Genomic DNA, 24588 nt, shown 5'->3' with positions numbered 1-24588 from the left:
CTCAGAACACCCGGATCGCGATCTCCGCCGGTGCCGCCAGCAGCCGGTCGATCTCGTCGTCGAGCTTGACCAGGGTGACCGAGGCGCCGGCCATGTCGAGCGAGGTGCAGTACTCGCCGACGTAGTTGCGCCGTACGGTGATGCCTTGGTCGGTCAGCGCCTGGTGCGCGCGGCCGTAGAGCAGGTACAGCTCGCTGATCGGCGTACCGCCCAGGCCGTTGATCATCAGCGCGACCTCGTCACCGTTCTCGTACGGGAGGTCGGATCGCACCGCCTCCAGCATCTGGTCGATGATGTCGTTGGCCGAGGCAAGCTTCTCGCGACTGCGCCCCGGCTCGCCGTGGATCCCGACCCCCATCTCCATCTCGTCGTCGCCGAGCTCGAACAGCGGCGAGCCCTTGGCCGGCGGCGTGCAGGCGGTCAGCGCCATCCCCATCGTCCGGGTGACCGAGTTGACCTTCTCGCCGATCCGAACCAGCTCGTCCAGGTCCGCGCCCTGCTCGGAGGCCGCGCCGACCGCCTTCATCACGAAGAAGTTGCCGGCCACCCCACGGCGGCCGACCGTGTACGTCGAGTCCTTGACCGACACGTCGTCGTCGATGATCAACGTGCGCACGTCGAGCCCGTCGGCCTGGCTCATCTCCTGCGCCATCTCGAACGCCATCCGGTCGCCGGTGTAGTTGTTGACCAGCAGCAGCACGCCTTTGGGCGAGGCGAGCAGCTTCGTCGTCTCGTACACGTAGTCCATCGGCGGCGCCGCGAACACGTCGCCGGGACAGGCGGCGTCGAGCATTCCTTTGCCCACCGTCATCACGTGCGCGGGTTCGTGCCCGGAGCCCGACCCCTGGACGATGGAGACCTTGTCGTCGCGCGGTGCGTCGGTACGCATGATCAGGTTGTACTCCGGGACGTACCGGAGCGTGTCCGGGTTGGCCAGCGCGATGCCCTTCAGCATCTCCGGCACGTAGTCCTGTGGGTTGTTGACGAACTTCTTCATCGGGACTCCCTTGTCTTCCAGACCTCTGCGATCTGCTCGATGATGACGGCGACGGCGGTGGCCCCGGCGTCGACCGATCCGCGGCTCCGCTCACCGGTGTAGGCGGCTCGGCCGCGTTTCGCGACGAGTTGCGCGGTCGCGTCCGCGGCTGACCTGGCGGCGACCGCCGCGCGGCCGACGACCTCGGTACTGGTCGCACCGGCGGCGAGTGCCTCCTCGATCGCGTCCGTCATCGGCACCAGCGCGTCGAGCAGCGTCTTGTCTCCCAACTCGGCTTGGCCCCGCGCCTGGATGCCTTCCACTGCTGAGCGCAGCATCTTCACGACGGTCGCGCCGTCCAGCTCTGTTGTCGCGCCGGCGGTCATTCCCGCCCGCAGGAACCCTGTCCCCCAGATGGGCCCTGACGTCCCGCCGATCCGCGACGTCACCAGCATTCCGACCTTCTTGAGGAAGGTACCGATGTCGGTCCGGTCGAGTTCGTCGTACTGCGCCTGCAGCTTCTCGAATCCGCGGGCGAGCGAGTAGCCGAAGTCGCCGTCGCCGACCACCGAGTCGAGGTCGCCGAAGTACTTCTCGTTGGCGAGGCAGGTACTGACCATCGTCTTCAGGACGAGATCGACCTCGCTCCAGTTGTCCGTCATCTCTGACCTCCTTGCACGTCATGCGGTCTGCCGGCCAGGCGAGCCAGGTCGGCGAGGCTGAGCGCGTCGACCGGACCTATCCCCCACGGATCAGCCAGTACTTCGAGCCGCTCACCTTCGGGATCGCCCAGACTCGTCAGGACCAGCGCCGCTTCGGTGAAGTCCTCGTCACGGGTGTAGCCGCTGACGGTCACCACCGTCGCCAGGCCGGCATCTGTCGCGGCCAGCAACCCGTTGCGTGAGTCTTCGACCACGACGGTCTCAGCGGGGTCCAACCCGAGTTGCTCGACGGTGAGCAGGTAGACAGCCGGGTCGGGCTTCTTCCGCGGTACCACGTCGCCTGCGAAGACCGGGATCGTGGCAGCCAGTTCGTGACCGACCGCGCCGGCCAGAACGGCTCTCACTGACGGCTCGGCCGACGTCGAGGCGACCGCGACTGTCCAGCCTTCGGCGTTGGCGGCAGTGATCACGCGCCTGACGCCAGGGCGGGGAGGAATCACCCCGGCCGCGACCAACTCGGTGAATGTCTTCGTCTTGGCCCGGTGCCAGGTCGCCACCACCTCGGCGCGGGCCTCGGGCGTTGTGGGTGAGCCGGCTGCTCGTAGTACCGCCGGATCCTCCAGAAGGGTGGCCAGTCGCTCCTTGCCCCCGCCGATGCGCAGCAGCCGACCGTAGTCCGCCACCGACCATCGCACCGGCAAACCGAACTGCTCGAACGTCGCGTTGAAGGCGGGGAGATGCCCGTCGCGCTCGGTATCGCCCAGCACCCCGTCGCAGTCGAAGATCAGCGCCGTCATACCCGACCGCCACTCCCGAACATCTCGATGTGCTCGACCGCCATCGCCTTCACCGCCGCGTGGATGTGCGTGAACAACGACGGCGGATCCCACTTGTCCTTCGCCTTCGCCTGTTCGAGATGCTCCAGCGACGCCTTCATGTAGGCGACTTTGAGCGCGGTGGAGATGTTGACCTTCGCGCACCCCCGCGCGATCAGATCCTGGAACTGCTCTTTTGTCAGCCCCGATCCCCCATGCAACGCCATCGGCACCGCAGTAGCCGCGACCAGCTCGCTGATCCGCTGCCCGTCGAGCTCAGGCGCCGAGTGGTAGATCCCATGCGCGTTCCCGATCGCCGGCGCGAACACGTCGACCCCCGTCGTCCGGACGAACCGCACGGCAACCTCCAACGACTGCCGCTGGGCCTCGGTATCCGACCCCACGCCGTCCTCGACCCCGGTGATCCCCTCGATCTCCCCTTCGACCTGGGCGCCGTACCGCTTGGCCTCCGCCACCACCTCCACCGTCTGCCGCTGGTTCTCCTCAACCGGCAACGCCGACGCATCGAACAGCACCGAATTCCACCCAGCCGCCAGACACTGGCTGATCACGTCCCTGTCCGGGCAGTGATCCAGATGAAGCACCACCGGCACGTCCACCGCAGCGACCGTCGCATCGAACATCGCCTTCACCACATCGCGCCCGATCGCCTTCACCGTCTTAACCGACGTCTGCACGATCAACGGCGACCTCGACTCCACCGCCGCATCCACCACCGCCCGCAGACTCAGCTCATCCACCACATTGATCGCAGGCACCCCGTACCGCTCGGCGAACGCATCACCCAGAACTTCCCTCAACTGCGCGACAGGCATACCCCACAGTCCCTCCCCCAACGCTGCAAAAGTGCTGCACCCCTGGCCTCAGCTCCGTTTGCTTGCCGCCTACGACTGGACACTGAGCGTCCGGAGAGGGATCGTGCAAGGGGAGACGCAGATGGCTGACGTAGCAGAGCGAATCAGTGCTGGGGCGGGTACCACCACGCTCCCACGCAGGAGAAGCCTGGGCAGTGTGGTCGGAAAGTGGGTATCCACGACCGATCACAAGCTGATCGGGCACCTCTACCTGATGACCTCGTTCGCCTTCTTCCTGATCGCCGGCGTGATGGCGCTGCTGATCCGGGCCGAGCTGGCCAAGCCGGGTCTGCAGATCGTCAACGAAGAGACTTACAACCAGCTCTTCACCATGCACGGCACGATCATGCTGCTGCTGTTCGCGACGCCGCTGTTCGTCGGGTTCGCGAACGAGATCATGCCGGTCCAGATCGGCGCGCCCGACGTCGCCTTCCCGCGGCTCAACATGTTCAGCTACTGGCTGTTCCTGTTCGGCGGCCTGATCACCCTGTCGGGGTTCCTGACGCCTGGCGGGGCCGCGGACTTCGGCTGGACCGGTTATGCACCGCTGTCCGGCCCGGAGCGCTCACCCGGCATCGGCGGCGATCTCTGGATCATGGGCCTGTGGATGGCCGGTCTCGGCACCATCCTGGGCGCGGTCAACTTCGTCACCACGATCATCACGATGCGCGCTCCCGGTATGACGATGTTCCGGCTGCCGATCTTCACCTGGAACATCCTGGTGACGTCGATCCTGGTCCTGATCGCCTTCCCGATCCTCGCCGCCACGCTGCTGATGCTGGAGGCGGATCGGGCCTTGGGGGCTCACGTCTTCGACGCCGCGAACGGCGGGCCACTGCTGTGGCAACACCTGTTCTGGTTCTTCGGGCATCCCGAGGTCTACATCATCGCGCTGCCGTTCTTCGGCATCATCACCGAGATCCTCCCGGTCTTCAGCCGCAAACCCATCTTCGGGTACGTCGGCCTGGTGGCGGCCACCCTCTCCATCGGCGCCCTGTCGATCGCCGTCTGGGCGCACCACATGTTCGTCACCGGTGGCGTGAACCTGCCGTTCTTCTCCTTCATGACGTTCCTGATCGCCGTACCGACGGGCGTGAAGTTCTTCAACTGGATCGGCACCATGTGGGGCGGCTCGATCTCGTTCGACACCCCGATGCTGTGGTCGGTCGGCTTCCTGGTGACCTTCCTGTTCGGCGGCCTGACCGGCGTGCTCCTGGCGTCGCCCGGCGTGGACTACCAGTTGTCCGACTCGTACTTCGTCGTCGCGCACTTCCACTACGTCGTCTTCGGCACCGTCGTGTTCGCCATGTTCGCCGGCTTCTACTTCTGGTGGCCCAAGTTCACCGGCCGGATGCTCGACGAAACGCTCGGCAAGCTGCACTTCTGGCTGCTCTTCATCGGCTTCCACACCACCTTCCTGGTCCAGCACTGGCTGGGCGTCGAAGGCATGCCGCGCCGCTACGCGACGTACGGGCCGAACGACGGTTTCACCACCCTGAACCAGGTATCGACAGTCGGCGCGATGCTGCTGGGCGTCTCGATGCTGCCGTTCTTCTACAACCTCTACAAGTCCCGCAAGACCCCACGAGTCGACGTCGACGACCCCTGGGGCTGGGGCCGCTCCCTGGAGTGGGCCACCAGCTCCCCACCCCCACGACACAACTTCGTCACCCTGCCGCGGATCAGATCAGAAAGCCCGGCCTTCGACCTCCACCACCCCAAGGTCGCCCTGATGGAATACCCAGACACCGGCGCTCCCCGCGACAACCTGCTCGACGCCGGCGAAGACGAAGGCCGAGTCGAAAACCTCAACCGCAACGCAGGCACCGACAAGACCACCTGAGGGTGGCAACACCATGGCCTACAGCTTCATCTGGCGCACAACCTGCGGCGCGATCGGCGGCCTGGGGATCGCCCTGGGACTGATCGTCCTACCACCCGACCTGCTCATCCCATTCGTCCTACTGACCATCGTCGTCAGCCTGACAGCCGCCGTCGGCCACACGTCGACCCCCACCGAACAACGAACCAGCAGCCAAGCAGGCCGCCTCGCCGCACTGCCCCTCTTAGCTCTCCTGGCCTTGGCAGGCCTGACTTTCGCCCTAGGCCCCGCCGTCCTACTGCTACTCCTGACCCTCCTCGCCACCTCACCACCCGCAGTCCGCTGGTACCGCGACTCCCCCAGCCGGCCAGAAGCCCTCGACGAGTCGGCCACCACCACAGCCCAACTCTGCCAACAATGGCACGACACCTTCGAGGACCTCCACCACGCACCCACACCAGCAGCCCGCCTCCGCGTCGTAAAAGCCCGCCAACGCTGCCTAGACGAACTAGAACGCCGCGACCCCAACGGCCTCAACGCCTGGCTAGCCTCCACAGCCAGCCCCGCCGGCGACCCCACCCGCTACCTGAGAATGGACCGATCAAACGCCCCACCCACCGACACGGCGTAACGCTGGACACGGCTCTGACATAGCGGCGGTGGCGCGCGGCGTGGGAATCAGGTGTGGAGGGCGGCGGTGGTTTGGTCGGGGGTCAGTCGGTCGGCCGGGGCCTTGCTGAGCAGGGCTTCGATGATCGGGCGCAGAGGGCCCGCGTGCACGAACGGGGCCGGCCGGGCCTCGACGACCGCGACCAGTGTGCTGAACGGGTCGCCGGCGCCGAATGGCGACTTTCCCTCGACGGCTGCGAACAAGGTCGCTCCGAGCGAGAACAGGTCAGAGGCCGGGCCGACCGCGTCACCACGGGCTCGCTCCGGCGACATGTACGCCGGGCTGCCGGCCATGGCCGCGCCCGACAGCGTCTGCTCGTGATCGATTTCGGTGGCGATGCCGAAGTCCATCAGCACCACCCGCCCGTCATCGCAGAGTTGTACGTTCGCAGGCTTGACGTCGGAGTGCACCAGGCCCGCGCGGTGGATGGCCCGCAGCGCGTCGACCAGATGCCGCGCGATCCGCCGTACCTCCGCAATCGGCAGCGGACCGCCCGTCGCGACCGCCTCAGCCAGTGTCCGCCCTGACAGCAGCTCCATGATGATCCACTGGTCGCCGGAGTCCTCGAGGATGTCATGCACCTTGACCGTGCTGTCGTGATCGAGTCGCGCCGCCGCACGCGCCTCGGCCAACGCACTGGCGCGGACGTACTCGGCCGCTTGGCCGCTGAGCATCACCTGCTTGAGGGCGACTCGCCGCTGCATCAGTTCATCCTCGGCGAGCCAGACGCGGCCCATCCCGCCGCGGCCAAGCAACGCGACCAAGCGGTACCGTCCGGCCACCAGCCACCCTGCGCCGACGATCGTCGGCGCCAGCCCCACCGCGACTGTGTTCATGATCGCCTGCCTCTGCGGGTTCGGATCTGTCTTCCGTGCTCTCTACACGGATCCCGGCCCCATCCGGTTCGATGACAGTTCCGATCGTCCTCGTCGCAGGCCCCCGGCACATTGTGGATGACCCCGGGACAACCCCTGGTCCGCACCCAACGCACCCCTAGGGCACGACTTCAGTCTTAGTTGCTCCCGGCAACTTCAATTGATCTGAACCGGTCGGCGACAGCGGCCGTGTAGGCCTCATAGATCAACACCAACTGGGAGGGATCGCATCATGAGTCACGTCACCAGAAGTCTCCGCCGGGGTCTCAGCACGGCGGCTGTCGCGGCTGTCGCCACCGGCATCGCCGTGAGTCTGGCCGGCCCGGCAGCAGCAGCGCCTGCGAGCAGGGTCGTGATCGACACCGGCCAACTGATCGTGATCGGCACGAACCACGCCGACAACATCACCTTGAGCGTGCCGGCTGCCGACACGACCGTACTCGAGGTCGACTTCGCTGACGGTACGGCGAAGCGCACGGTGAAGCGGAGCGACTTCGGCCAGATCCAGGTCAGCAGCCGAGGCGGCAACGACGTCGTACGGATCGACTACGGCGCCGAGGTGCAGCCGTTCACGATCATCGACACCGGCGACGGCAACGACACCGCGTTCGGTGGTAGCGGCAACGAACTGTTCCGCACCGGCGCCGGCAACGATGCAGTCGACGGCAACCGTGGCACCGACACCGCGCTGCTCGGCGACGGCAGCGATGCGTTCACCTGGGATCCGGGTGACGGCAGTGACGTCATCGAGGGCAGCCGCGGCCAGGACACGATGGTGTTCAACGGCGCGGCCGCCGCGGAGAAATTCGTTGCCGCCGCCAACGGTCCGCGGTTGCGGTTCACCCGCGACCTCGGCAACATCGTGATGGACACCGACGACGTCGAGCAAGTCACGCTCAACGCACTCGGTGGCGCCGACACAGTCACCGTCGGCGACCTGCGTAGGACCGATGTCCGAAAGGTCGGCATCGACCTCGGCGCACAGCTCAACGCGAATGGCGGCGACTCCGCAGTCGACGCGGTGACCGTCACAGGCACCCCCGGCAAGGACAACATCCGGGTCTCCGGTTCCGGCGGTAACGTGCGGATCTCCGGCCTGAGGACCGACGTCACACTGTCCGACGCAGAACCAACGGACCACCTGGCCCTCGACACACAGCCCGGCAAAGACAAAGTCACCACCGGCAAACTCGCCCCAGCCACCATCACCCTCAACATCCTCTGACCACACACCCCGGCGTCCGCCCAACGGCGGACGCCGGACCGCAGACAGGTCGGCTTGGCCGGCACGAACGGCTTGACGAAGTCGAGCGCTCCAGGCGATCCCGTTCGGCCAGGCGGGTTCGTCGGCAGAGATACCGTGAATTACTCCGGTAGTCTGTCCGATCTCGATCAGGTAGCCGTTGCAGCCGGAGTAGGAAACGGGTCCATAAATCGCCGCGCCACCCGATTCTGACACTCTCTATTCTCGGGCTCCCGATTTGGACCAACTAGAGATTCAACCGTCTACCACAAACTGGGCCAGACCATTTCGGCCTCGCCTTTGCTAACCAGTTGAGGCCGTCGATGATCCTCCGACACGAAATGGATCACTCGGGATTCCAGCTTCCGCTGGCACTTTTCCTTCCTGGCGTCGCGTGGGATATCCATCCCACAGCGCGGAATATTCACTACTGACACTTAGACTAAATCTCAACATTTCGCCCGGCTCGGCAAATACTGCGGCAGGCATCAAATATTGCATCGACCGTAGGCCCGGCATCTGGGAAGTGTCGTACCGGACAGGTCTAGCTATACCGATCTCTCGTCCGCGAGAATCAGCGAGGAAATAAATACGGCGGCCCCAAGTATCACCCGAGTCACGCACGGGAACGAATTGCACCCGGCAGAACCCTTCACGCTCGAGCATATTAACAGCTCGTTCGATGGCAGATAAGCAATCCGCTAGGCGCAAGACATCAGCAGTAGATTTCCTGTAGTGAAACCATTCATTTCGAACCTCGCTGACCTTCGCCGCCACTAATACACGAGAGATCTCAGTCAAGATTCTTGGAACATGTTCCTGCGCAGCAATTGTCAGATCCAGAAAGGCAACGGTGTGCTTAAACGGAAATCTCCGAAGGTCTGAGTTCCGGATCGCTGGCGGGTATTCTGCCTCAGGCCGGAGGTATTGCCCTTGATCCGCAAGCAAGGTGCCTAACCAATGCGAGAGTATGCCAAATCCGCGACACAGCGCATACAGCTCATTTTCCCCACCGAAGGTGATGTGTTCTTCCCGTGAAGCGCGTGCTTTCTCGGCCTCATTCAATGCCATCAGGGCAGTCGGGCCGTCATCATCTGGGCGATATATAAATGGTCTCTGGGCCGCAAGGTGATTCTCCGTCAAAGCCCAGGTGCTATATGAAAGGCTATCATTTAAGATACCTTCCAGTGCGACAAAGTAGTTCGACGCAAGGCTGCGAACAACCGTCTGATCGACAACCGCCGAGACGTCCGCAGTCTGGGTTAGAGTCTTCATCTCGCGGTGATGACGCCAAAACTGGCGATTGGCATCCGTTCCACGATTGATCCCAAACCCCAACTTCCAGAGTATAGAATCAATGAGATCAGAATCCTCGGCATGCAGGGCAGTATCCACCGCGAGATCCTCAGATGCGGCAATTACGTTCGCATGTCGAGCAAGGACAAGGCGCGTCAGAACCTGCTCTGGAGTCGCCGATCTAATGAATTCTTCTAACTGTGACTCGACACTTACGCTGTCGATATCCCGAAGCTGAAATTCAAGCTCGGCGCGATCACTGGGTACATCGAGCCTATAAGCCTTATCTATCAAGCGACGCAGCCTCAACTGACTTACATGCCGAGTTGCCGGCACAAAACGAACACCATTCGCGCCCAACTCGGCGCGCACGCCATAAGCCCCAGCGGCATATCCTACATTCACGACTGGACGACGTACCTCAGCAGCGGGAACGTGAATCTCATCGGATGCGACCAGTCGATCAATTTGATCAATTATCTCGTCATTCCCGCAAAGCAATGCGATCTGCATCAACTCGGCACGACTGAGACTCTCGACAGCGCGGGCTGCATTACCAACGATATTCAACGGCGCAATGCGCTGACGCAGCTCACCTTTAGTAGTATCCATCAAGACTGAAACGAGAAGGCGCAATTCGCGATCAGACAGACCGTCGCCGAGAATGAATGGCAGTGGTTCATGCGTTCGATCATCGTATCGAACACGGTCAATATTCGCCACGTCTGCAATGAAGGCCTGCCAAGAAGACGTTTCTTCGGAGATCTTGTTCAAGACCTGCACGATCCTTGGGCCCGCCACATTGATCGGCGCATTACTGTCGCTCGACAAGTGGCAATGGTGCACGTCATCACATGTTATATCCGCGCAATGAAAGAGGGGGATGTTCTTGGTGGGCATTAGCCAGCGCGTTTCGGCTGACTCAAGAATCCCATACGGGCCTGCCGCTAACGTCTGAATCTGGAATACCCCTCTCGAAGTCCCCTCCAAAAGGCGCATGGTATCTTCATAGGCTAGGCTCTGTGTTTCATGCGCGAACAGGGTTGCTGCTTTGTCATACAGCTCCCTGCCGAAGGTGAAAGGGAATATTATGTCCCGATCAAGAATCTGACGGCTGATCGACTCTCGAAGAGCCTCAAGATTGATGTTCTCTACATCGACAAGGAGATCTACATGATCATACTCGAGCAGACATAATATTCGCGCATCTTTCGGATTCACCTTATGCGCTTTAGCTAGAGCTAGCTGCACTTCCTTGCCTGTATCGCTGAGGACGACTGAATCATTCAAATCGTCCGGAACCTTGTAGTCTCTCCGCAGGATGCAGCTGCGAAGCATGTCCACATAGTTGCTCAGCTCTAGCAAGCGCCTCCGCCATTGGACGTCTGGATAGAGCGCCGCGAGTCTCTCTTTCGGAAGTGGTCCGTTATTGGCCACCAAAGACCCCCTCAGTTCTGCTTGGAAGCGACAGTAACAGCCGATTGGCGGGAGATACAGGGCCGCGCGGCATCGTTGCCATCACGCGCAGTAGCTCGGCGTCAAAAGCTGGATAGCCACTGGCCAGACCACGGATGCGGTTGCCGAACCGGGTCGGTTCGGCAGCCAGGGTCGTCGACGAACCGGCCAGTATTGCGAGCTCGGCCAGGGCCTCGTCGCGGGCGCCGAGACGGCGCAAGCATGGGGCATAGTTCGGGCTGCATCGGCGCTGATGGCGCATCTCGGGCTTCGGTTCTTAGCTGTACCGGGGTACAGATCAGCGCAGCGCCAGCCCGGCAGAACCGGTGGCGCACCGAACCAGACGCACTGATCGACCAAGACCAAGCATCCGCCCACGCATGGCGAGCTGGTCGAACATTGCCCGCAGTCGAGGCTCCGTACTCGGCAACGGCACATCATGCATTCGCGCCCCCGCCGGATCTGGCACCAAGGCGTGATGCTCGCTCTTGCCGACCTGGTACTCGTTCATGCGCCCTGTCTTCGAGGTCGTCATCACCTGGCCAGCCAGTCAGGCCTCGACAATGGCAACCACGTTGTGACCAGGACTATCCCAGCCGGGACAGCCATGTCTTTGTTGGCGTCCGCCGACGCCACCAAGCCCGGCGACAAACTCCCTCAATCATGACCTCCGACTAGGCGGAAAGTCGTACCGGACCCGGCGACCAGGTCTCCTCACTCAACGAGCTACCACGACGTGGCCGGCAGGAGCAGGCTAGTTCGTTCCGAGCCTGACTAGGGTCAGCCCTCGAGTTCCGGTCAGCCTCGCCGACACCACCTCCTGGTCTGGCCCTTCTCGTACGGTCGCGACAGCACCAGGGTGGATTGACCAGGCCTCCGGCGAGGTAAATCAGCAATCTCAACCACAAATATCAAATATGTATTTTATGTTTCTATTATTTCAGCAGCCAGCGCGAGCTGCTCCCGGCACTTCGCCGGGCAGCCTACTATATAAAAATCTTTGTTCTTATTCGTATTCTCGTTCTTGTTCTTGTTCTTGTTCTTGTTGCGCTGGGCCGCCAGGTATTTCCTATTCTTACCTGATTCGCATGCCTGAGATTGCTCGGGAGATTACGAGGCGCTGGATTTCGGAGGTGCCTTCGAAGATGGTGTAGATCTTTGAGTCTCGGTGCATGCGTTCTACGGGGTATTCGCGGGTGTAGCCGTTGCCGCCGAGGATTTGGATGGCTTCCTCGGTGGCCTTGACGGCTACTTCGCTGGCCTTGAGTTTGGCCATGGAGCCTTCGCCGTGGCGGTAGTCGGGGGTTTGGCCTCGCATCAACGCGGCTGACATGAAGGCGGCGCGCCAGACCAGGAGGCGGGCGGCGTCGATTTCCATGGCCATGTCGGCGAGTTTGAAGGCGATGCCCTGGTTGTCGATGATGGGGCGGCCGAATTGTTCGCGGCCCTTGGCATAGTCGAGGGCGAACTCGTAGGCGGCTCGGGCGATGCCGATGGCTTGCGAGCCGACGATGTGGCGGGTCATTTCGAAGGTGGCCATCGAGGCGTTGGCGCGGTTGGCCGAGCCGTTGTTTTCGCGGGCCTTGGCTAGGCGGGCGTCCAGCTTTTCCTTGCCGCCTAGGACGTTGGCGGCGGGGATTCGTACGTTGTCGAAGAAGACATCCGCCGTGTGGGAGGCGCGGAGGCCGTGCTTCTTGAGCTTGGTGCCTTGCTCCAGGCCTTTGACCTCGGACTTCGGCACGACAAAGGCTGCCTGGCCGCGGCTGCCGAGCGACGGGTCCACCGTTGCCACGACGACGTGGATGTCGGCGATGCCACCGTTGGTCGCCCAGGCCTTCTGGCCGTTGATGACCCACTCGTCGGTCTTCTCGTCGTACGTCGCCTTGGTACGGATCGCCGACACGTCAGACCCAGCACCCGGCTCAGACGAGCAGAAGGCAGCCACCTGTACGTCGTCAGGCGTGCCGTAGCAGCGCGGGAGCCATTGGCTCCACTGCTCGGGAGTGCCGTTGGAGAAGACGGCGGAGCTGGCCAGGCCAGTACCGACCAGCGACATCCCGATGCCGGCGTCGCCCCAGAAGAGTTCCTCCTGGACGAGCGGCATCAGCAGACCGGACGGGTCGATGAACAGGTTGATGCTGCCGTCCATCGAGTACAGCCCGATCTTGGCGGCCTCCTGGATCACCGGCCACGGGGTCTCTTCGCGCTCGTCCCACTCGGAGGCGGCCGGGCGGATCACGTCGGCGGCGAAGGTGTGCGCCCAGTCGCGGATCTCGACCTGCTCGTCGTTCAGGTTCAGGTTGAACGTCTGCCACTCCGGCTTCGACCGCTCGGCCGCGAGCTCGCCGGCCAGCGTCATCACATCGGCCGACAAGGGCGGCGGGGTGGACTCGGTCATGGTCATCGATTCCTCCGGAGCGAGCTGCAGGGTGATCGTACGGGAGTGATGTTACCCACGAGTGTAACTATCGTTTGCACCCAGGGGTACCAGTATGACTAAGATCGGTGCATGAGCTCCGCGCTGCTCGCGATCGGACGCCGCCGGACCACGGCGGAGCGTCGTCGCGACCGCGAGCGGGACATCATCCGGGCCACTCGCGAGCTGTTCGACGAGCGCGGCACGATCGACGCCCAGATCGACGACATCGCCAAGCGGGTCGGCATCAACAAGGCGCTCATCTACCGGCACTTCGCGGGCAAGGAAGAGCTGTTCGCGCTCACCCTGGTCGACTACCTCGGCGAGCTCGACGAGCGCCTCGAAGCTGTGGACGGACCGCGCAAGGCGCCGATGAACAGGCTGCGGAGCCTCAGCGAGGTCTTCGTCGACTTCTGCCTGGAGTATCCGGCCTTCGCCGACTGCGCGATGAGCCTGCTGAGGCGGACCGGCGAGGAGTTGTTCGGCGAGATCACCGAGCCGGTGATGATCAAGCTCGGCAACGCGATGGCCACCGCGCTCGACCGGATCTCGACCATCCTCAAGGCCGGGCAGAAGACCGGCGTTTTCGACGAGGTCGACACCGACTACCTGGCCAACCACCTCTACACGCAGACCCTCGGCGCGATGCACATGGCCCGGATGGGCCTGATCGTCTCGCGCCAAACAGGTGACAAAGCACCCGGCCACCCAGTGGTCCACCACGCCGACATCAGCACAGTACGAGCGACCGCCATCACCGCAACCCTCGCCACCGCAGTAGGCCGCAAAGCACTAGCCGGTACTACGCCCGCCAAGGCGGGCGCCAAAGCCGGTGCCGAGGCGAAGAGGGCCGGCGGCAGCCCGAACGGCAGCACCACGGATACGACCCGCGCTGCGACCCGTAGTACCAAGAAGGCCACCGCCCGGCGCTCACCCTCAAGTACCGCAGGAGAGAACCAGTGACCGAGACCCGCAAGGTGGCCGTCGTCGCCGGCAACCGCATCCCGTTCGCCCGGCAGGACAAGACCTACCGGCACGCGTCGAACTCCGACATGCTCACCGCCGCCCTCAACGGTCTCGTCGACCGCACCGGACTGGGCGGCCAGGAGGTCGGCGAGGTCGTCGCCGGCGCGGTCCTCAAGCACGCCCGCGACTGGAACATGGTCCGTGAGGTCGTCCTCGGCTCGAAGCTCGCGGCCACGACGCCGGCGTACGACATCCAGCAGGCCTGCGGCACCGGACTCGAGGCCGCGATCCTGGTCGGCAACAAGATCGCCCTCGGCCAGATCGACGCCGGCATCGCGGGCGGCGTCGACACCGCATCCGATGCCCCGATCGCCGTCAGCAACGAGCTGCGCAACGTGCTCCTCGATCTCAACCGAGCCAGGTCGATCCAAGAACGCCTCAAGGTCCTGACAAAACTAAGGCCGAAGGACATCGTTCCGGAGATTCCGCGCAATGCGGAGCCAAGGACGGGCAAGTCGATGGGTGATCACGCCGCCCTGACAGCGCTCGAGTGGGGTATCACCCGCGAGGCGCAGGACGAGCTCGCGTACAACTCGCACATCAACCTCGCCAAGTCGTACGACCGCGGCTTCCAGGACAGCCTGATCACGCCGTACCTCGGCCTCGAGAAGGACCAGAACCTCCGCGCCGACACGACGCTGGAGAAGCTGGCCACGCTGAAGACCGTCTACGGCAAGGGCGAGACGGCGACGATGACCGCCGGCAACTCCACTCCCCTCACCGACGGCGCCTCCACGGTCTTGCTCTCGACCGACGAGTGGGCGGCTGACCACGGCCTCAGGCCCCTCGCCTACCTCACCCATTCGCAGACAGCCGCGGTCGACTACGTGAAGGGCGCCGAAGGGCTGCTGATGGCGCCCGCGTACGCCGTACCGCGCATGCTGCAACGGGCCGGCCTCACCCTCCAGGACTTCGACTACTACGAGATCCACGAGGCCTTCGCATCGCAGGTGCTGTCCACCCTCAAGGCCTGGGAGGACCCGATCTTCTGCAAGGAACGCCTCGGCCTCGACGCCCCGCTGGGCGAGATCGACCGGGCCAAACTCAACGTCAACGGCAGTTCGCTGGCGGCCGGTCACCCGTTCGCCGCGACCGGCGGCCGGATCGTCGCCGCACTGGCCAAGCAGGTCGACGAGAACGGCGGCGGCCGCGGCCTGATCTCGATCTGCGCCGCCGGTGGCCAGGGCGTCGTCGCCATCCTCGAGAAGTAGGAGCAGACCGAAGATGACGGATCGCTACCAAACCTTCACCCGTACGCCGCTGGGCCGCACGCTGGTCAAAAACCTGGGACTCCCAGACCCGACTCCGCTGCCGCGCTGGACCGATGGATCCCCCGTGATCGACGGCCAGGTCGTCTTCGGCGCGATCACCGAGACCGATACAGGCAAGGCGATCCAGGCCCTGTTGCGCGACATCGGCGCCTCCTTCAGTACTGCGGCCGAAGGCGTCGCCTCGAGCACCCTCCGCCCCAAGGCACTCGTCTTCGACGCGACGGGGGCGACGTCCACCGCGGACCTCACCTCGCTCCAGCGCTTCTTCTCCCCCGTCATCCGCCAGCTCGCCCCGGCTGGCCGCGTGATCGTCGTCGGCCGCACCCCGGAGCTGTCCGCGACCCCCGAACAGCAGATCGCGCAACGCGCCCTCGAAGGCTTCACCAGGTCGCTCGGCAAGGAGGTCAAGCGCGGCGCCACGGTCAACCTCGTGTACGTCGCACCCGACGCGCACGACCAGCTCGACTCGACCCTGCGCTTCTTCCTCTCCCCCAAGTCGGCGTACGTCGACGGCCAGGTCGCCCGGATCGGCACCGGCCCCGTCGTCGGCAACGACCCGACCGCGCCCCTGGCCGGCAAGGTCGCCCTCGTCACCGGAGCGGCCCGCGGCATCGGCGCCGCCATCGCGCAGACGCTGGCCAGGGACGGCGCGACGGTCCTCGGCGTCGACGTACCGCAGAACGCCAACGACCTGCGCAAGGTGATCACCAAGATCGGCGGCCACGAACTGCTGCTCGACGTCACCGCCATCGACGCGCCGCAACGGATCGCGGCGGCCGGCGCGGAGCTCGGCGGCCTCGACATCGTGGTCCACAACGCCGGCATCACCCGCGACAAACGGCTGGCGAACATGCGTACCGACGCGTGGGACGCCGTCCTCGACGTCAACCTGCGCGCACCCGAGCGGATCACCGCCCACCTGCTGGAAGCCAACGGCCTCAACGACGGCGCCTCGGTGATCGGCGTCGCGTCCATCGCCGGTATCGCGGGCAACAACGGCCAGACCAACTACGCCACCTCCAAGGCCGGTGTGATCGGCCTCGTCCAGGCGCTCGCGCCCCGGCTGGCCGAGCGCAACCTCCGGATCAACGCGGTCGCGCCCGGCTTCATCGAGACCGAGATGACCGCGAAGGTGCCGTTCGCGATCCGCGAGGTCGGTCGCCGGATCAACTCGCTGCAGCAGGGTGGGCAGCCGATCGACGTCGCCGAGACGATCGCCTGGTTCGCCGATCCGGCCTCCGCGGGAGTCACCGGCAACGTGGTCCGCGTCTGCGGCCAGAGCATGCTCGGCGCCTGAGATGCCCACCCGCCGGTACGACGATTCGCCGGGCTTCGGCTCGCTCTACGCCCGCACGGTCAAGGCGACGCTGCGCAAAGCGGAGTACGAGCCGGATCTCGACGGGCTGACGCTGGAGTTGCCGCGGGCAACAGTCGACCAGGACCACCTGACGGCGTACCGGGAGGTCACCGGATTCGCAGCCGGGCCGGCGCTGCCGGTGACGTACCCGCACATCCTGGCGTTTCCGCTGCATCTGGATCTGATGTCGGATCCGTCGTTCCCGTACAAGCCGATGGGCATCGTGCACCTCGGCAACACGATCACCCAGCTCAAGCCGCTGCCGATGCATGCCGAGTTCGCGATCACCGTGCACAGCGGGCCTGAGCGTCCGCATCCGAAGGGCACGGTGTTCGACGTGCTGAGCTCGGTCAGCGTGGACGACGAGGTCGTCTGGACCGACACCACCACACTGCTCAGCCGATCCTCCGGCACCGCGTCGGCCCACGCCGATCTGCTTCCTGAGCCGGGACTGGAGCCGACCGCCGTCTGGGATCTGAAGGCCAATCTCGGTCGCCGGTACGCCGCCGCATCCGGCGACCGCAACCCGATCCACCTGTTCAAGCTGACTGCACAGGCCTTCGGGTTCCCCCGCCAGATCGCGCACGGGATGTGGGCCAAGGCTGCTTCCCTGGCCTCCATCCAACGATCCGGCGGGCTCCCCGACGCCTATATGGTCCGCGTCGACTTTCGCAAACCGCTCCTGCTCCCCTCCCGCGTCACCTTCGCCCAGCAGCGCCAAGGCGGCGCGGTCGACTTCGCCATCTACAACCAGGACCAGTCAGTCACTCACCTGATCGGTCAGCTTCAACCTCGCTGATCCGTCGAAGCGGGTCGCAGGCGAGTGCGAGTTCATCCAGCGACTGCCCGATCGGGGCCGCAGGCAACTTCTCGCCGTCGCGCAGGCGGACGGCGATCGCACCCGCCGCCGCCTCGCGCGCGCCGATCACCGCCTGGTACGGCGCCAGCCGGTTCTCCCGGATCCGCGCACCCAGCGACCCCTCGTCGGCATGCGCGATCTCCACCCGGAGCCCACGATCCCGCGCCCGGCGCGCGACCTGCTCGGCCGCCTGCTCCTCGTCATCCGAGATCGGCAGTACTACGAGTTGCACCGGCGCGAGCCACCCGGGGAACGCGCCGCCGTGCACCTCGATCAGCTGCGCGACTGCCCGCTCGATGCTGCCCACGATCGCCCGATGCACCATCACCGGCCGATGCTTGTTGCCGTCAGCACCGATGTACTCCAGCCCGAACGCCGCCGGCTGGTGGAAATCGACCTGGATGGTGGACAGGCTCGACTCACGGCCGGCCGAGTCGAGGATCTGGATGTCGATCTTCGGCCCGTAGAAAGCAGCCTCGCCCGGCTCCTCGGAGTACTCCACACCCGACTTCTCCAACACGTCCCGCAGCAAGTCGGCCGCCATCGCCCAGCTCTCGGCGTCACCGACGTACTTGCTCGACGGGTCGCCGAAGTTCGCGTCCTCGGCGGGTAGCGAGAGGACATAGCCCGATGCGCTGATGCCGAGATCGTGGTGCGCCTGCTTGATGAGCTCGAGTGCTGCCAGGGCCTCGTCGGCGACCTGCTCCAGCATGCAGAAGATGTGGCCGTCGTTGAGTTGCATCGCGCGGACTCTGGTCAGACCGCCGAGTGCGCCGGACATCTCCGACCGGTACTGGCCACCGAGTTCCGACATCCGCAGGGGCAGCTCGCGATAGCTGTGCGAGCGGGATCTGAACATCAGCGCGTGATGCGGGCAGAGGCTCGGCCGGAGTACGAACTCCTCGTCGCCGATGGACATCGGTGGGTACATGTCCTCGCTGTACTTCGACCAGTGGCCGCTGATCTCGTAGAGCTCGCGCTTGCCCAGGACAGGCGAGTAGACCTGCTGGTAGCCGGCTCTTCGCTCGACGTCGGCGATGTAGCGCTCCAGGGCCTGGCGGATCGCGGCGCCGGCGGGCAGCCAGTACGGCAGGCCGGCGCCGATCAGCGGGTCCGAGTCGAACAGGCCGAGCTCACGGCCGAGCTTGCGGTGGTCATACTTCGCTTGGTTGTTCATGGTGGGTCTCCTCAACAGGTGTGAGGCGAGTGTCCACATGGCGAAGCCCCGGGGCACTCGCCCCGGGGCTTCGATTTCGACAGTCAGCTGTCAGCGCGCCGGGACATACCTCGGCGTCGTCGTCACCACTGCGCGCTGGTTCATACCGGCAACGCTAGCAGATCGCTCAAGCTTCTTCATCGTCCAATTCGAGACCGATCGGCCGGATCAGCCCCTCCTGCGCGACCGATGCGACCAGCCGCCCGTCCTGGCTGAACAGCCGCCCGGTGGCGAATCCACGAGCCCCCGACGCCGACGGCGACGCCTGGTCGTAGAGCAGCCACTCGTCCGCGCGGAACGGCCGATGGAACCACAACGCATGGTCGATCGAGGCCGGCTGGATCCGCCGGTCGCCGATGATGATGCCGTGCGGCAGCAAGCTTGCCCCGAGCAACGTCAGGTCACTCGCATAGGCCAGAACGCAAGCATGCAAGGCCTGATCGTCGGCAAGCTTGCCTGCAGCCCTGATCCAGAACTGCCGCCCGGTCAGGCCGGCCAGCCGGACGTCGAGCGCGGCCCACTCCTTGTTCCAGTCCTCGGCCTTGCGTCCGCTCGCCGCCTCGAAGACCGAGGCCAGCGTCGGCGCCTCCTCCGGTGCTACCAGGTCGTCGGGCATCCGGTCGGCGTGATCCAACCCTGGCTCGGGCACCTGGAACGACGCGGACATGTAGAAGATCGTCTTGCCCCGCTGGGTCGCGACCACGCGCCGGCTGCTGAACGAGCGCCCGTCACGGATCAGCTCGGGGTGGTACTCGATCGGTACCGACGTGTCGCCCGGGCGCAGGAAGTACCCGTGCAGGGAGTGCACGATGCGGTCCTCGGCAACGGTCCGGCCGGCGGCGGCGAGCGCCTGGCCGAGCACCTGCCCACCGAACACCCGCTGGGCTGTCGTCTGCGGCTGCCGGCCCCGGAACAGGTCGGCGTCGATCTTCTCCAGGTCGAGCAGCTCGACCAGATCCTGAAGGGACTCGGGCATGCCTCATCCTGACAGCTTCCGCCGACGGTACCGGCCGCCGACCGGGGTCGGCCTCGTGTGTCGCCCCTCACTCGAACGTTTTCGGTGAGCTTTCGGTCGCTGCTTGTAAGTTGATGAGCACTCAACCATCAAACGCACGACTGACAGGAGTAGCTGTGAGCCCCCTCCGCACGCTGACCCGGCCCGTCCACGCATCCCGCGACCTCGTCCTGCTCATCACCCGCGTCGGCCTCGGCGTCGTCTTCATCGCCCACGGCTGGCAGAAGTTCCGCACCAACGGCCTCGACGGTACTGCCGCCGGCTTCGACCAGATGGGTGTGCCCGCCCCGACGCTTTCCGCGTACTACGCGGCGGCGGTCGAGCTCGTCGGGGGCGCGGCCCTGGTGCTCGGCGTGCTGACCACCGTCGCCGGGGTGCTGCTGGCGCTCGACATGGCGGGCGCGTTCCTGTTCGTGCACATGTCGAACGGCGTCTTCGTGGCCGACGGTGGCTGGGAGCTGGTCGTAGTACTGGGCCTCTTCTCGCTCGCCCTGGCGGCCGTCGGGGCCGGCCGCTTCAGCGTCGACAACACCCTCACGCCCGGGCGTGCGACCGTCTCCGCCTGAACGTAATGAAGCGCCCACCGCTTTGGTGGGCGCTTCTCTACTTAGTTGTCTTCCTCGCGGTTGAGTTCGGCGAGGAACTGTTCGACCTCGGCGCCCAGCTCGTCGGCTGAGGGGGTGGAGCCGGCCAGGAGGCTGCCGCGGCTTATCGAGCCGGCGGCTGCGTCGTACTGGGTTTCCAGGGCGTTGACTACCGAGGCGGCGTCTTCGGAGGCTTCCACCTGCTCGTCGACCAGGCGGCCGGTGACGGCAGCCTCGTCGAGGAGGGCCTTGCTAGGGAGTAGCAGGCCGGTGGCGGCTGAGATGGCGTGGACCAGGGCCAGTGCCGCGCCCGGGAAGCGGTTCTCGGCCAGGTAGTGCGGCACGTGGACCGCGAAGCCCATGGCGTCCTTGCCGGCCTCGCCGAGGCGGACCTGCAGCATGGTGGCCGCGCTGGCGGGGAGGCGCATCTCGCCGTCCCAGATGTTCGAGCGGGTGACCAGTTCCGGCCGAGTCGCGTGGGACGTCAGGCCGAGCGGGCGGGTGTGTGGCACGCCCATCGGGATGCCGTGGACGCCGATGGTCAGCGTCACGTTGTACATCTCGATCAGTTGGCGGACCGCGCCGGCGAAGCGGTTCCAGTGGTTGTCGGGCTCGACGCCCTCCAGCAGCAGGAACTCGACGCCCGCGTCGTCCTTCATCAGGTGCAGCGACAGCTGCGGCGGGCTGTAGTCGATGAACCGGTCCTCGGCGAACGTCACCTCGGGACGGCGGGCCCGGTAGTCGTGCAGAAGGTCGACGTCGAACCGCGCGAGCAGCCGGTTGTCGAGCACCTCGAGCAGGTGGTCGGCCGTCACCCGGCCGGCCTGGCCGGCGTCCATGAATCCGTCGAGCGAATGCACCAGCACCTTGGGCGTCGCCGCCGGGCCGGTCGCCACCGACTCGTCGACGATCTCGTAGAGGTCGTCCGGTCGCAGCATCGTCGTCTCCTTCTTAGTGGCCTTCAGGGCGGTCGGCCCCTCTATCCTGCCTTCTCCTTCAACAACGCCCGCGCGCCGGGCGGTAATTCCGCCTGCTGGGATCTTTCTCACTCCGTACTCCGGTACGCGCTCACCCCCGTGCGTCGTCGTGTCCAGAACCAGCCAGACATGCCCGCCGACGAGCATTCCGGGAAAGCGCTTGCTAGCGTGCTCCTGTGCGCATCGATTCCGAGCTCTCCACCTCTGTCCCCTCGCCACCGGCTGCTGACCGGCCGACGGTCATGCTCGCCATGAACGAATCGAGCCGGGAGCGCGTGCTCGTGCCCGCGGTTCGTCAGCGTCTGGAGCGGGTGGCCGAAGTCCTCCCGCTTGGCCCCGGTAACAGCAGCGCTCGCGCGGGCGAGAAGGCGCCGGGCAATCCGTTTCTCGAGGACCCGGCCATCCGTGCGGCGCTCGGCGAGGTCGATGTCCTGCTCACTGGCTGGGGTTGCCCGGCGATCACGCCTGAGGTGCTTGCGGCGGCGCCGAGGCTGAAGGCGATCATCCACGCGGCCGGCTCGGTCAAGGGATTCGTTGACCCTGCCGCTTTCGAGCGCGGTGTCCAGGTCTCGTCGGCAGTCGTGGCCAACGCGCTGCCGGTAGCGGAGTTCACCGTCGCGACGATCGTGCTGAGCGGCAAACGGGCGTTCCGGCTCGGAGCGGAGTACAGGATCAACAAGCATCGGCCGGACCCGAGCGCGGTACCGGGCAACTACGGGAGCACCGTCGGGCTGCTCGGCGCCTCCCGGATCGGCCGGATGGTGGCGGAGCGGCTGCGCGCGTTCGATCTCGAAGTACTGATCAGCGACCCGTACCTGAGCGCAGCTGACGCCGCCGAGCTCGGAGCGGAGCTGGTCGAGCTGGACGACCTCTTCAGCCGTAGCGACATCCTGAGTGTGCACGCCCCACTGCTGCCTGAGACGGTCGGCCTGGTCGACGCCCGGCTGCTCGGGCTCCTGAAGGACGGCTCGGTCTTGATCAACACCGCTCGCGGCCGGATCGTCGACGCCGCCGCACTGGAGCGGGAGTGCGTGGCGGGCCGCCTCGACGCGGTCCTCGACGTCACCGATCCGGAGCCGCTGCCGCCTGACTCGCCGCTGCTGGACCTGCCCAACGTCTTCCTCACCCCGCACCTCGCAGGCGCGGTCGGCAACGAGGTCGCGAGGCTCGGCGAATTGGCCGTCAGTGAATTGGAACGTTTTGCCGCCGGCGCTCCTCTTCATCACGTCATCAGTTCCACCGAACTCGGGAGGATCGCATGAGCCGTCTCGTGCTCCCTGACACCGATCGTGTGCTCTCGCGCCAGACCGGCTGGGTCCGCGCCCACTGGGAGGCGCTCGCCGACCACCTGCTCGACTCGCTGGTCCCGTACTTCTCCCCCGGCAGCGCCCGTGTCGTCCTCCCCGGCCGGCCGAGCCGCTCCGGTACTTCATCCGACGAGCTGGAAGGGTTCGCCCGGTCGTTCATGCTGGCCGCGTTCCGGATCGCCGGCGTCGGCGGCAAGGGCTGCGAGAAGCTGATCGAGCGGTACGCGCGCGGCGTCGCCAACGGCGCCAACCCCGATCACCCCGAGGCGTGGCTCCGGCTCACCCCTCGCTCACAACAGATGGTCGAGGCGGCCGCGATCGCCGTCGCGCTGCACGAGACCCGCGAGTGGATCTGGGATCGACTCGACCCCCGCGCCCAGGAACACGTCGCGGACTGGCTCGGCGGCTTCATCGGATCGACCACGCACGACAACAACTGGCGGCTGTTCCAGGTGGTCAGCGAGCAATTCCTCGCGTCGGTCGGCGCTCCGTACTCGCAGGAGGACATCGACGGCGGGCTGGACCGGATCGAGGACTGGTACGTCGGCGATGGCTGGTACTCCGACGGCGACGGGCAGAACTTCGACAACTACATCGGCTGGGCGATGCACCTCTACCCGGGCATCTGGACCCGGATGGCGGCGGCGACGCCGGGAGCGCAGTACGAGGACCGGCTGAAGGTCTACCGCGAGCGGCTGGCGCTGTTCCTGGAGGACGCGGTCCATCTGGTCGGCAACGACGGCGCGCCCGTCTACCAGGGACGGTCGCTGACGTATCGGATGGCGGCCGCTACGCCGTACTGGATGGGGCAGATTCTTGACGCGACGCCGCTGACGCCGGGGCAGACGCGGCGGCTGTGCTCCGGGATCGCCCGGCACTTTGTGCAGCACGGCGTACCGGATGAGCGGGGGCTGCTGACGCTGGGTTGGTACGACACGTTCCTGCCGACCACCCAGCCGTACTCCGGGCCGGGCTCGCCGTACTGGGCCTCCAAGGGGTTCATCGGGCTGCTGCTGCCGCCGGAGCACCCGGTGTGGTCGGATCCCGAGGAGACAGTACCGCTGGACGAGGCCGATCAGGTACGGGCGATGCCTGCGCCTGGATGGCTGGTGCATGCGAGTCGGCACGACCAAGTGGTCAAGCTGATCAACCACGGCGCGGACCACGCTCCCCCGACTGAACCCGTTGGCGTCGAGCCTGCCGCCGACCCGCACTACGACCGGCTGGCGTACGCGAACCACGCCGGCCCGGAGATCTCCGACGCCGCCTCGTTGCAACGGGTGGACAACCTCACGTCCCTCGTCGACCAACATGGCAAGTCGAGCTATCGCGGGCGGATCCGGCGGCTGGGCGTTGCGGCGCGATCGGCGGCATCCTGGCACAACGCGTGGCTGGGCAGCGACGGACCGTGGGCGATCGAGCCCGCGTCGGTGGTGCATGGCGGTTGGGAGATCCGGTGCTCACTGGTTGACGGGCCTGCCGGAGTACTGGTCCGGAGCGGTGGGTATGCGGTAGCCGGGCAGTCGTTGCCGACGGCAACTGTCGGCGAGGGGCCGGCGTGGGCGTCGGCGCGGAACTCGGACGGTCTGATGGCGGCGGTGGTCAACCTGCACGGGTACGACGAGGCGGGGGTGCACCGCGACCTGGGGGCGAACCCGTTCGGGCCGCACTCGGCCACGCCGTATCTGACCGCGGCTCACGGTGGCGAGCCGCTGGTGCTCGTGTACGCGGTGTTGCTGACCCGTGACGCGATCCGACCCGAAGCGCTTGCCGAGGGCATCGCCGTCACCGTCGACGGGCACGAGATCACTCTCACACTGCCCGGTGACGACACGGAACTGGTGCGACTCGGGAACCGCTGACCTCGTAAC

General features: G+C 65.6%; 20 protein-coding genes. 10 read left to right on the top strand and 10 right to left on the bottom strand.

Features of this window, described 5'->3' with window-relative positions; genetic code table 11:
- Position 1 precedes the first annotated feature (1 nt).
- Genes dhaK through ACIA12_RS06060 form a run of 4 tightly spaced genes read right to left on the bottom strand, consistent with a single transcriptional unit; the run spans position 2 to position 3289 of the window.
- A complete protein-coding gene (gene dhaK, locus ACIA12_RS06075; RefSeq protein ID WP_396365689.1) occupies positions 2-997 on the bottom strand; it encodes a dihydroxyacetone kinase subunit DhaK in 996 nt (331 codons plus the stop codon).
- Positions 994-1638, bottom strand: a complete 645-nt coding sequence (gene dhaL / locus ACIA12_RS06070; protein WP_396365688.1) for a dihydroxyacetone kinase subunit DhaL — start codon at positions 1636-1638, stop codon at positions 994-996. The genes dhaK and dhaL overlap by 4 nt, the downstream gene beginning before the upstream one ends.
- Positions 1635-2435 (bottom strand): HAD-IA family hydrolase, encoded by an 801-nt coding sequence (locus ACIA12_RS06065; RefSeq protein ID WP_396365687.1) that lies wholly within the window; start codon positions 2433-2435, stop codon positions 1635-1637. Before ACIA12_RS06065 ends, dhaL begins: the two co-directional genes overlap by 4 nt.
- On the bottom strand, positions 2432-3289 hold the full coding sequence (locus tag ACIA12_RS06060; protein WP_396365686.1) for a ketose-bisphosphate aldolase: 858 nt from the start codon (positions 3287-3289) through the stop codon (positions 2432-2434). Before ACIA12_RS06060 ends, ACIA12_RS06065 begins: the two co-directional genes overlap by 4 nt.
- Before the next feature lie 121 nt (positions 3290-3410).
- Here ACIA12_RS06060 and ctaD point away from each other — a divergent pair, with 121 nt between their 5' ends.
- On the top strand, positions 3411-5171 hold the full coding sequence (gene ctaD, locus ACIA12_RS06055; RefSeq protein ID WP_396365685.1) for a cytochrome c oxidase subunit I: 1761 nt from the start codon (positions 3411-3413) through the stop codon (positions 5169-5171).
- Between the two features lie 13 nt (positions 5172-5184).
- Positions 5185-5781 carry a hypothetical protein gene (locus tag ACIA12_RS06050; RefSeq protein WP_396365684.1) on the top strand — a complete coding sequence of 199 codons (597 nt, stop codon included), beginning with the start codon at positions 5185-5187 and terminating at the stop codon, positions 5779-5781.
- Between the two features lie 47 nt (positions 5782-5828).
- On the opposite strand, the gene ACIA12_RS06045 is transcribed toward ACIA12_RS06050, so the two are convergent.
- Positions 5829-6656: a serine/threonine-protein kinase gene (locus ACIA12_RS06045; protein WP_396365683.1), complete on the bottom strand. Its 828-nt coding sequence runs from the start codon at positions 6654-6656 to the stop codon at positions 5829-5831.
- Positions 6657-6927: 271 nt separating this feature from the next.
- Here ACIA12_RS06045 and ACIA12_RS06040 point away from each other — a divergent pair, with 271 nt between their 5' ends.
- Positions 6928-7920 carry a calcium-binding protein gene (locus ACIA12_RS06040; protein ID WP_396365682.1) on the top strand — a complete coding sequence of 331 codons (993 nt, stop codon included), beginning with the start codon at positions 6928-6930 and terminating at the stop codon, positions 7918-7920.
- A gap of 321 nt (positions 7921-8241) precedes the next feature.
- Here ACIA12_RS06040 and ACIA12_RS06035 read toward each other — a convergent pair whose 3' ends face one another.
- Positions 8242-10578: a hypothetical protein gene (locus ACIA12_RS06035; RefSeq protein ID WP_396365681.1), complete on the bottom strand. Its 2337-nt coding sequence runs from the start codon at positions 10576-10578 to the stop codon at positions 8242-8244.
- Between the two features lie 1186 nt (positions 10579-11764).
- Entirely contained in the window at positions 11765-13087 is a 1323-nt protein-coding gene (locus ACIA12_RS06030) for an acyl-CoA dehydrogenase family protein (protein ID WP_396365680.1), read from the bottom strand.
- A 111-nt stretch (positions 13088-13198) separates the two neighbouring features.
- Between ACIA12_RS06030 and ACIA12_RS06025 the strand changes: the two genes are divergently transcribed.
- Genes ACIA12_RS06025 through ACIA12_RS06010 form a run of 4 tightly spaced genes read left to right on the top strand, consistent with a single transcriptional unit; the run spans position 13199 to position 17558 of the window.
- Positions 13199-14068: a TetR/AcrR family transcriptional regulator gene (locus tag ACIA12_RS06025; RefSeq protein WP_396365679.1), complete on the top strand. Its 870-nt coding sequence runs from the start codon at positions 13199-13201 to the stop codon at positions 14066-14068.
- A complete protein-coding gene (locus tag ACIA12_RS06020; protein ID WP_396365678.1) occupies positions 14065-15342 on the top strand; it encodes an acetyl-CoA C-acetyltransferase in 1278 nt (425 codons plus the stop codon). Before ACIA12_RS06025 ends, ACIA12_RS06020 begins: the two co-directional genes overlap by 4 nt.
- Before the next feature lie 13 nt (positions 15343-15355).
- On the top strand, positions 15356-16699 hold the full coding sequence (locus tag ACIA12_RS06015) for a 3-oxoacyl-ACP reductase (protein WP_396365677.1): 1344 nt from the start codon (positions 15356-15358) through the stop codon (positions 16697-16699).
- Position 16700: 1 nt separating this feature from the next.
- Entirely contained in the window at positions 16701-17558 is an 858-nt protein-coding gene (locus tag ACIA12_RS06010) for a MaoC family dehydratase (protein WP_396365676.1), read from the top strand.
- On the opposite strand, the gene thrS is transcribed toward ACIA12_RS06010, so the two are convergent.
- Together thrS and ACIA12_RS06000 are read right to left on the bottom strand one after the other, a co-directional pair.
- Positions 17524-18795: a threonine--tRNA ligase gene (gene thrS / locus ACIA12_RS06005; protein ID WP_396365675.1), complete on the bottom strand. Its 1272-nt coding sequence runs from the start codon at positions 18793-18795 to the stop codon at positions 17524-17526. The genes ACIA12_RS06010 and thrS overlap by 35 nt on opposite strands.
- 166 nt (positions 18796-18961) lie before the next feature.
- Positions 18962-19810: an acyl-CoA thioesterase gene (locus ACIA12_RS06000; protein ID WP_396365674.1), complete on the bottom strand. Its 849-nt coding sequence runs from the start codon at positions 19808-19810 to the stop codon at positions 18962-18964.
- A 155-nt stretch (positions 19811-19965) separates the two neighbouring features.
- Between ACIA12_RS06000 and ACIA12_RS05995 the strand changes: the two genes are divergently transcribed.
- Positions 19966-20415 (top strand): DoxX family protein, encoded by a 450-nt coding sequence (locus ACIA12_RS05995; protein ID WP_396365673.1) that lies wholly within the window; start codon positions 19966-19968, stop codon positions 20413-20415.
- A gap of 41 nt (positions 20416-20456) precedes the next feature.
- On the opposite strand, the gene ACIA12_RS05990 is transcribed toward ACIA12_RS05995, so the two are convergent.
- Complete coding sequence (locus tag ACIA12_RS05990) at positions 20457-21371, bottom strand: proteasome assembly chaperone family protein (protein ID WP_396365672.1); 915 nt, start codon at positions 21369-21371, stop codon at positions 20457-20459.
- Positions 21372-21586: 215 nt separating this feature from the next.
- On the opposite strand from ACIA12_RS05990, the gene ACIA12_RS05985 reads away from it, so the two are divergent.
- Both ACIA12_RS05985 and ACIA12_RS05980 read left to right on the top strand, forming a co-directional pair.
- The gene (locus ACIA12_RS05985; protein WP_396365671.1) at positions 21587-22672 is read left to right on the top strand and encodes a hydroxyacid dehydrogenase; all 1086 of its coding nucleotides are present in this window, start codon (positions 21587-21589) and stop codon (positions 22670-22672) included.
- On the top strand, positions 22669-24579 hold the full coding sequence (locus ACIA12_RS05980; protein WP_396365670.1) for a DUF2264 domain-containing protein: 1911 nt from the start codon (positions 22669-22671) through the stop codon (positions 24577-24579). The genes ACIA12_RS05985 and ACIA12_RS05980 overlap by 4 nt, the downstream gene beginning before the upstream one ends.
- The last annotated feature ends 9 nt before the right edge of the window (positions 24580-24588 follow it).

This window comes from Kribbella sp. NPDC051620 (genome assembly GCF_044453825.1).
GTDB lineage: Bacteria > Actinomycetota > Actinomycetes > Propionibacteriales > Kribbellaceae > Kribbella.
The sequence above is the reverse complement of the archived record's forward strand: the minus strand, read 5'-3'. Positions and strand labels throughout refer to the sequence as shown.

Coding starts and splice junctions, on each gene's coding strand:
- thrS (WP_396365675.1), bottom strand. CDS start 18,795: ATGAACAACCAAGCGAAGTATGACCACCGCAAGCTCGGCCGTGAGCTC.
- ACIA12_RS06045 (WP_396365683.1), bottom strand. CDS start 6,656: ATGAACACAGTCGCGGTGGGGCTGGCGCCGACGATCGTCGGCGCAGGG.
- ctaD (WP_396365685.1), top strand. CDS start 3,411: ATGGCTGACGTAGCAGAGCGAATCAGTGCTGGGGCGGGTACCACCACG.
- dhaK (WP_396365689.1), bottom strand. CDS start 997: ATGAAGAAGTTCGTCAACAACCCACAGGACTACGTGCCGGAGATGCTG.
- ACIA12_RS06030 (WP_396365680.1), bottom strand. CDS start 13,087: ATGACCGAGTCCACCCCGCCGCCCTTGTCGGCCGATGTGATGACGCTG.
- ACIA12_RS06015 (WP_396365677.1), top strand. CDS start 15,356: ATGACGGATCGCTACCAAACCTTCACCCGTACGCCGCTGGGCCGCACG.
- ACIA12_RS06025 (WP_396365679.1), top strand. CDS start 13,199: ATGAGCTCCGCGCTGCTCGCGATCGGACGCCGCCGGACCACGGCGGAG.
- dhaL (WP_396365688.1), bottom strand. CDS start 1,638: ATGACGGACAACTGGAGCGAGGTCGATCTCGTCCTGAAGACGATGGTC.
- ACIA12_RS05990 (WP_396365672.1), bottom strand. CDS start 21,371: ATGCTGCGACCGGACGACCTCTACGAGATCGTCGACGAGTCGGTGGCG.
- ACIA12_RS06050 (WP_396365684.1), top strand. CDS start 5,185: ATGGCCTACAGCTTCATCTGGCGCACAACCTGCGGCGCGATCGGCGGC.
- ACIA12_RS06065 (WP_396365687.1), bottom strand. CDS start 2,435: ATGACGGCGCTGATCTTCGACTGCGACGGGGTGCTGGGCGATACCGAG.
- ACIA12_RS06000 (WP_396365674.1), bottom strand. CDS start 19,810: ATGCCCGAGTCCCTTCAGGATCTGGTCGAGCTGCTCGACCTGGAGAAG.
- ACIA12_RS06040 (WP_396365682.1), top strand. CDS start 6,928: ATGAGTCACGTCACCAGAAGTCTCCGCCGGGGTCTCAGCACGGCGGCT.
- ACIA12_RS06060 (WP_396365686.1), bottom strand. CDS start 3,289: ATGCCTGTCGCGCAGTTGAGGGAAGTTCTGGGTGATGCGTTCGCCGAG.
- ACIA12_RS05980 (WP_396365670.1), top strand. CDS start 22,669: ATGAGCCGTCTCGTGCTCCCTGACACCGATCGTGTGCTCTCGCGCCAG.
- ACIA12_RS06010 (WP_396365676.1), top strand. CDS start 16,701: ATGCCCACCCGCCGGTACGACGATTCGCCGGGCTTCGGCTCGCTCTAC.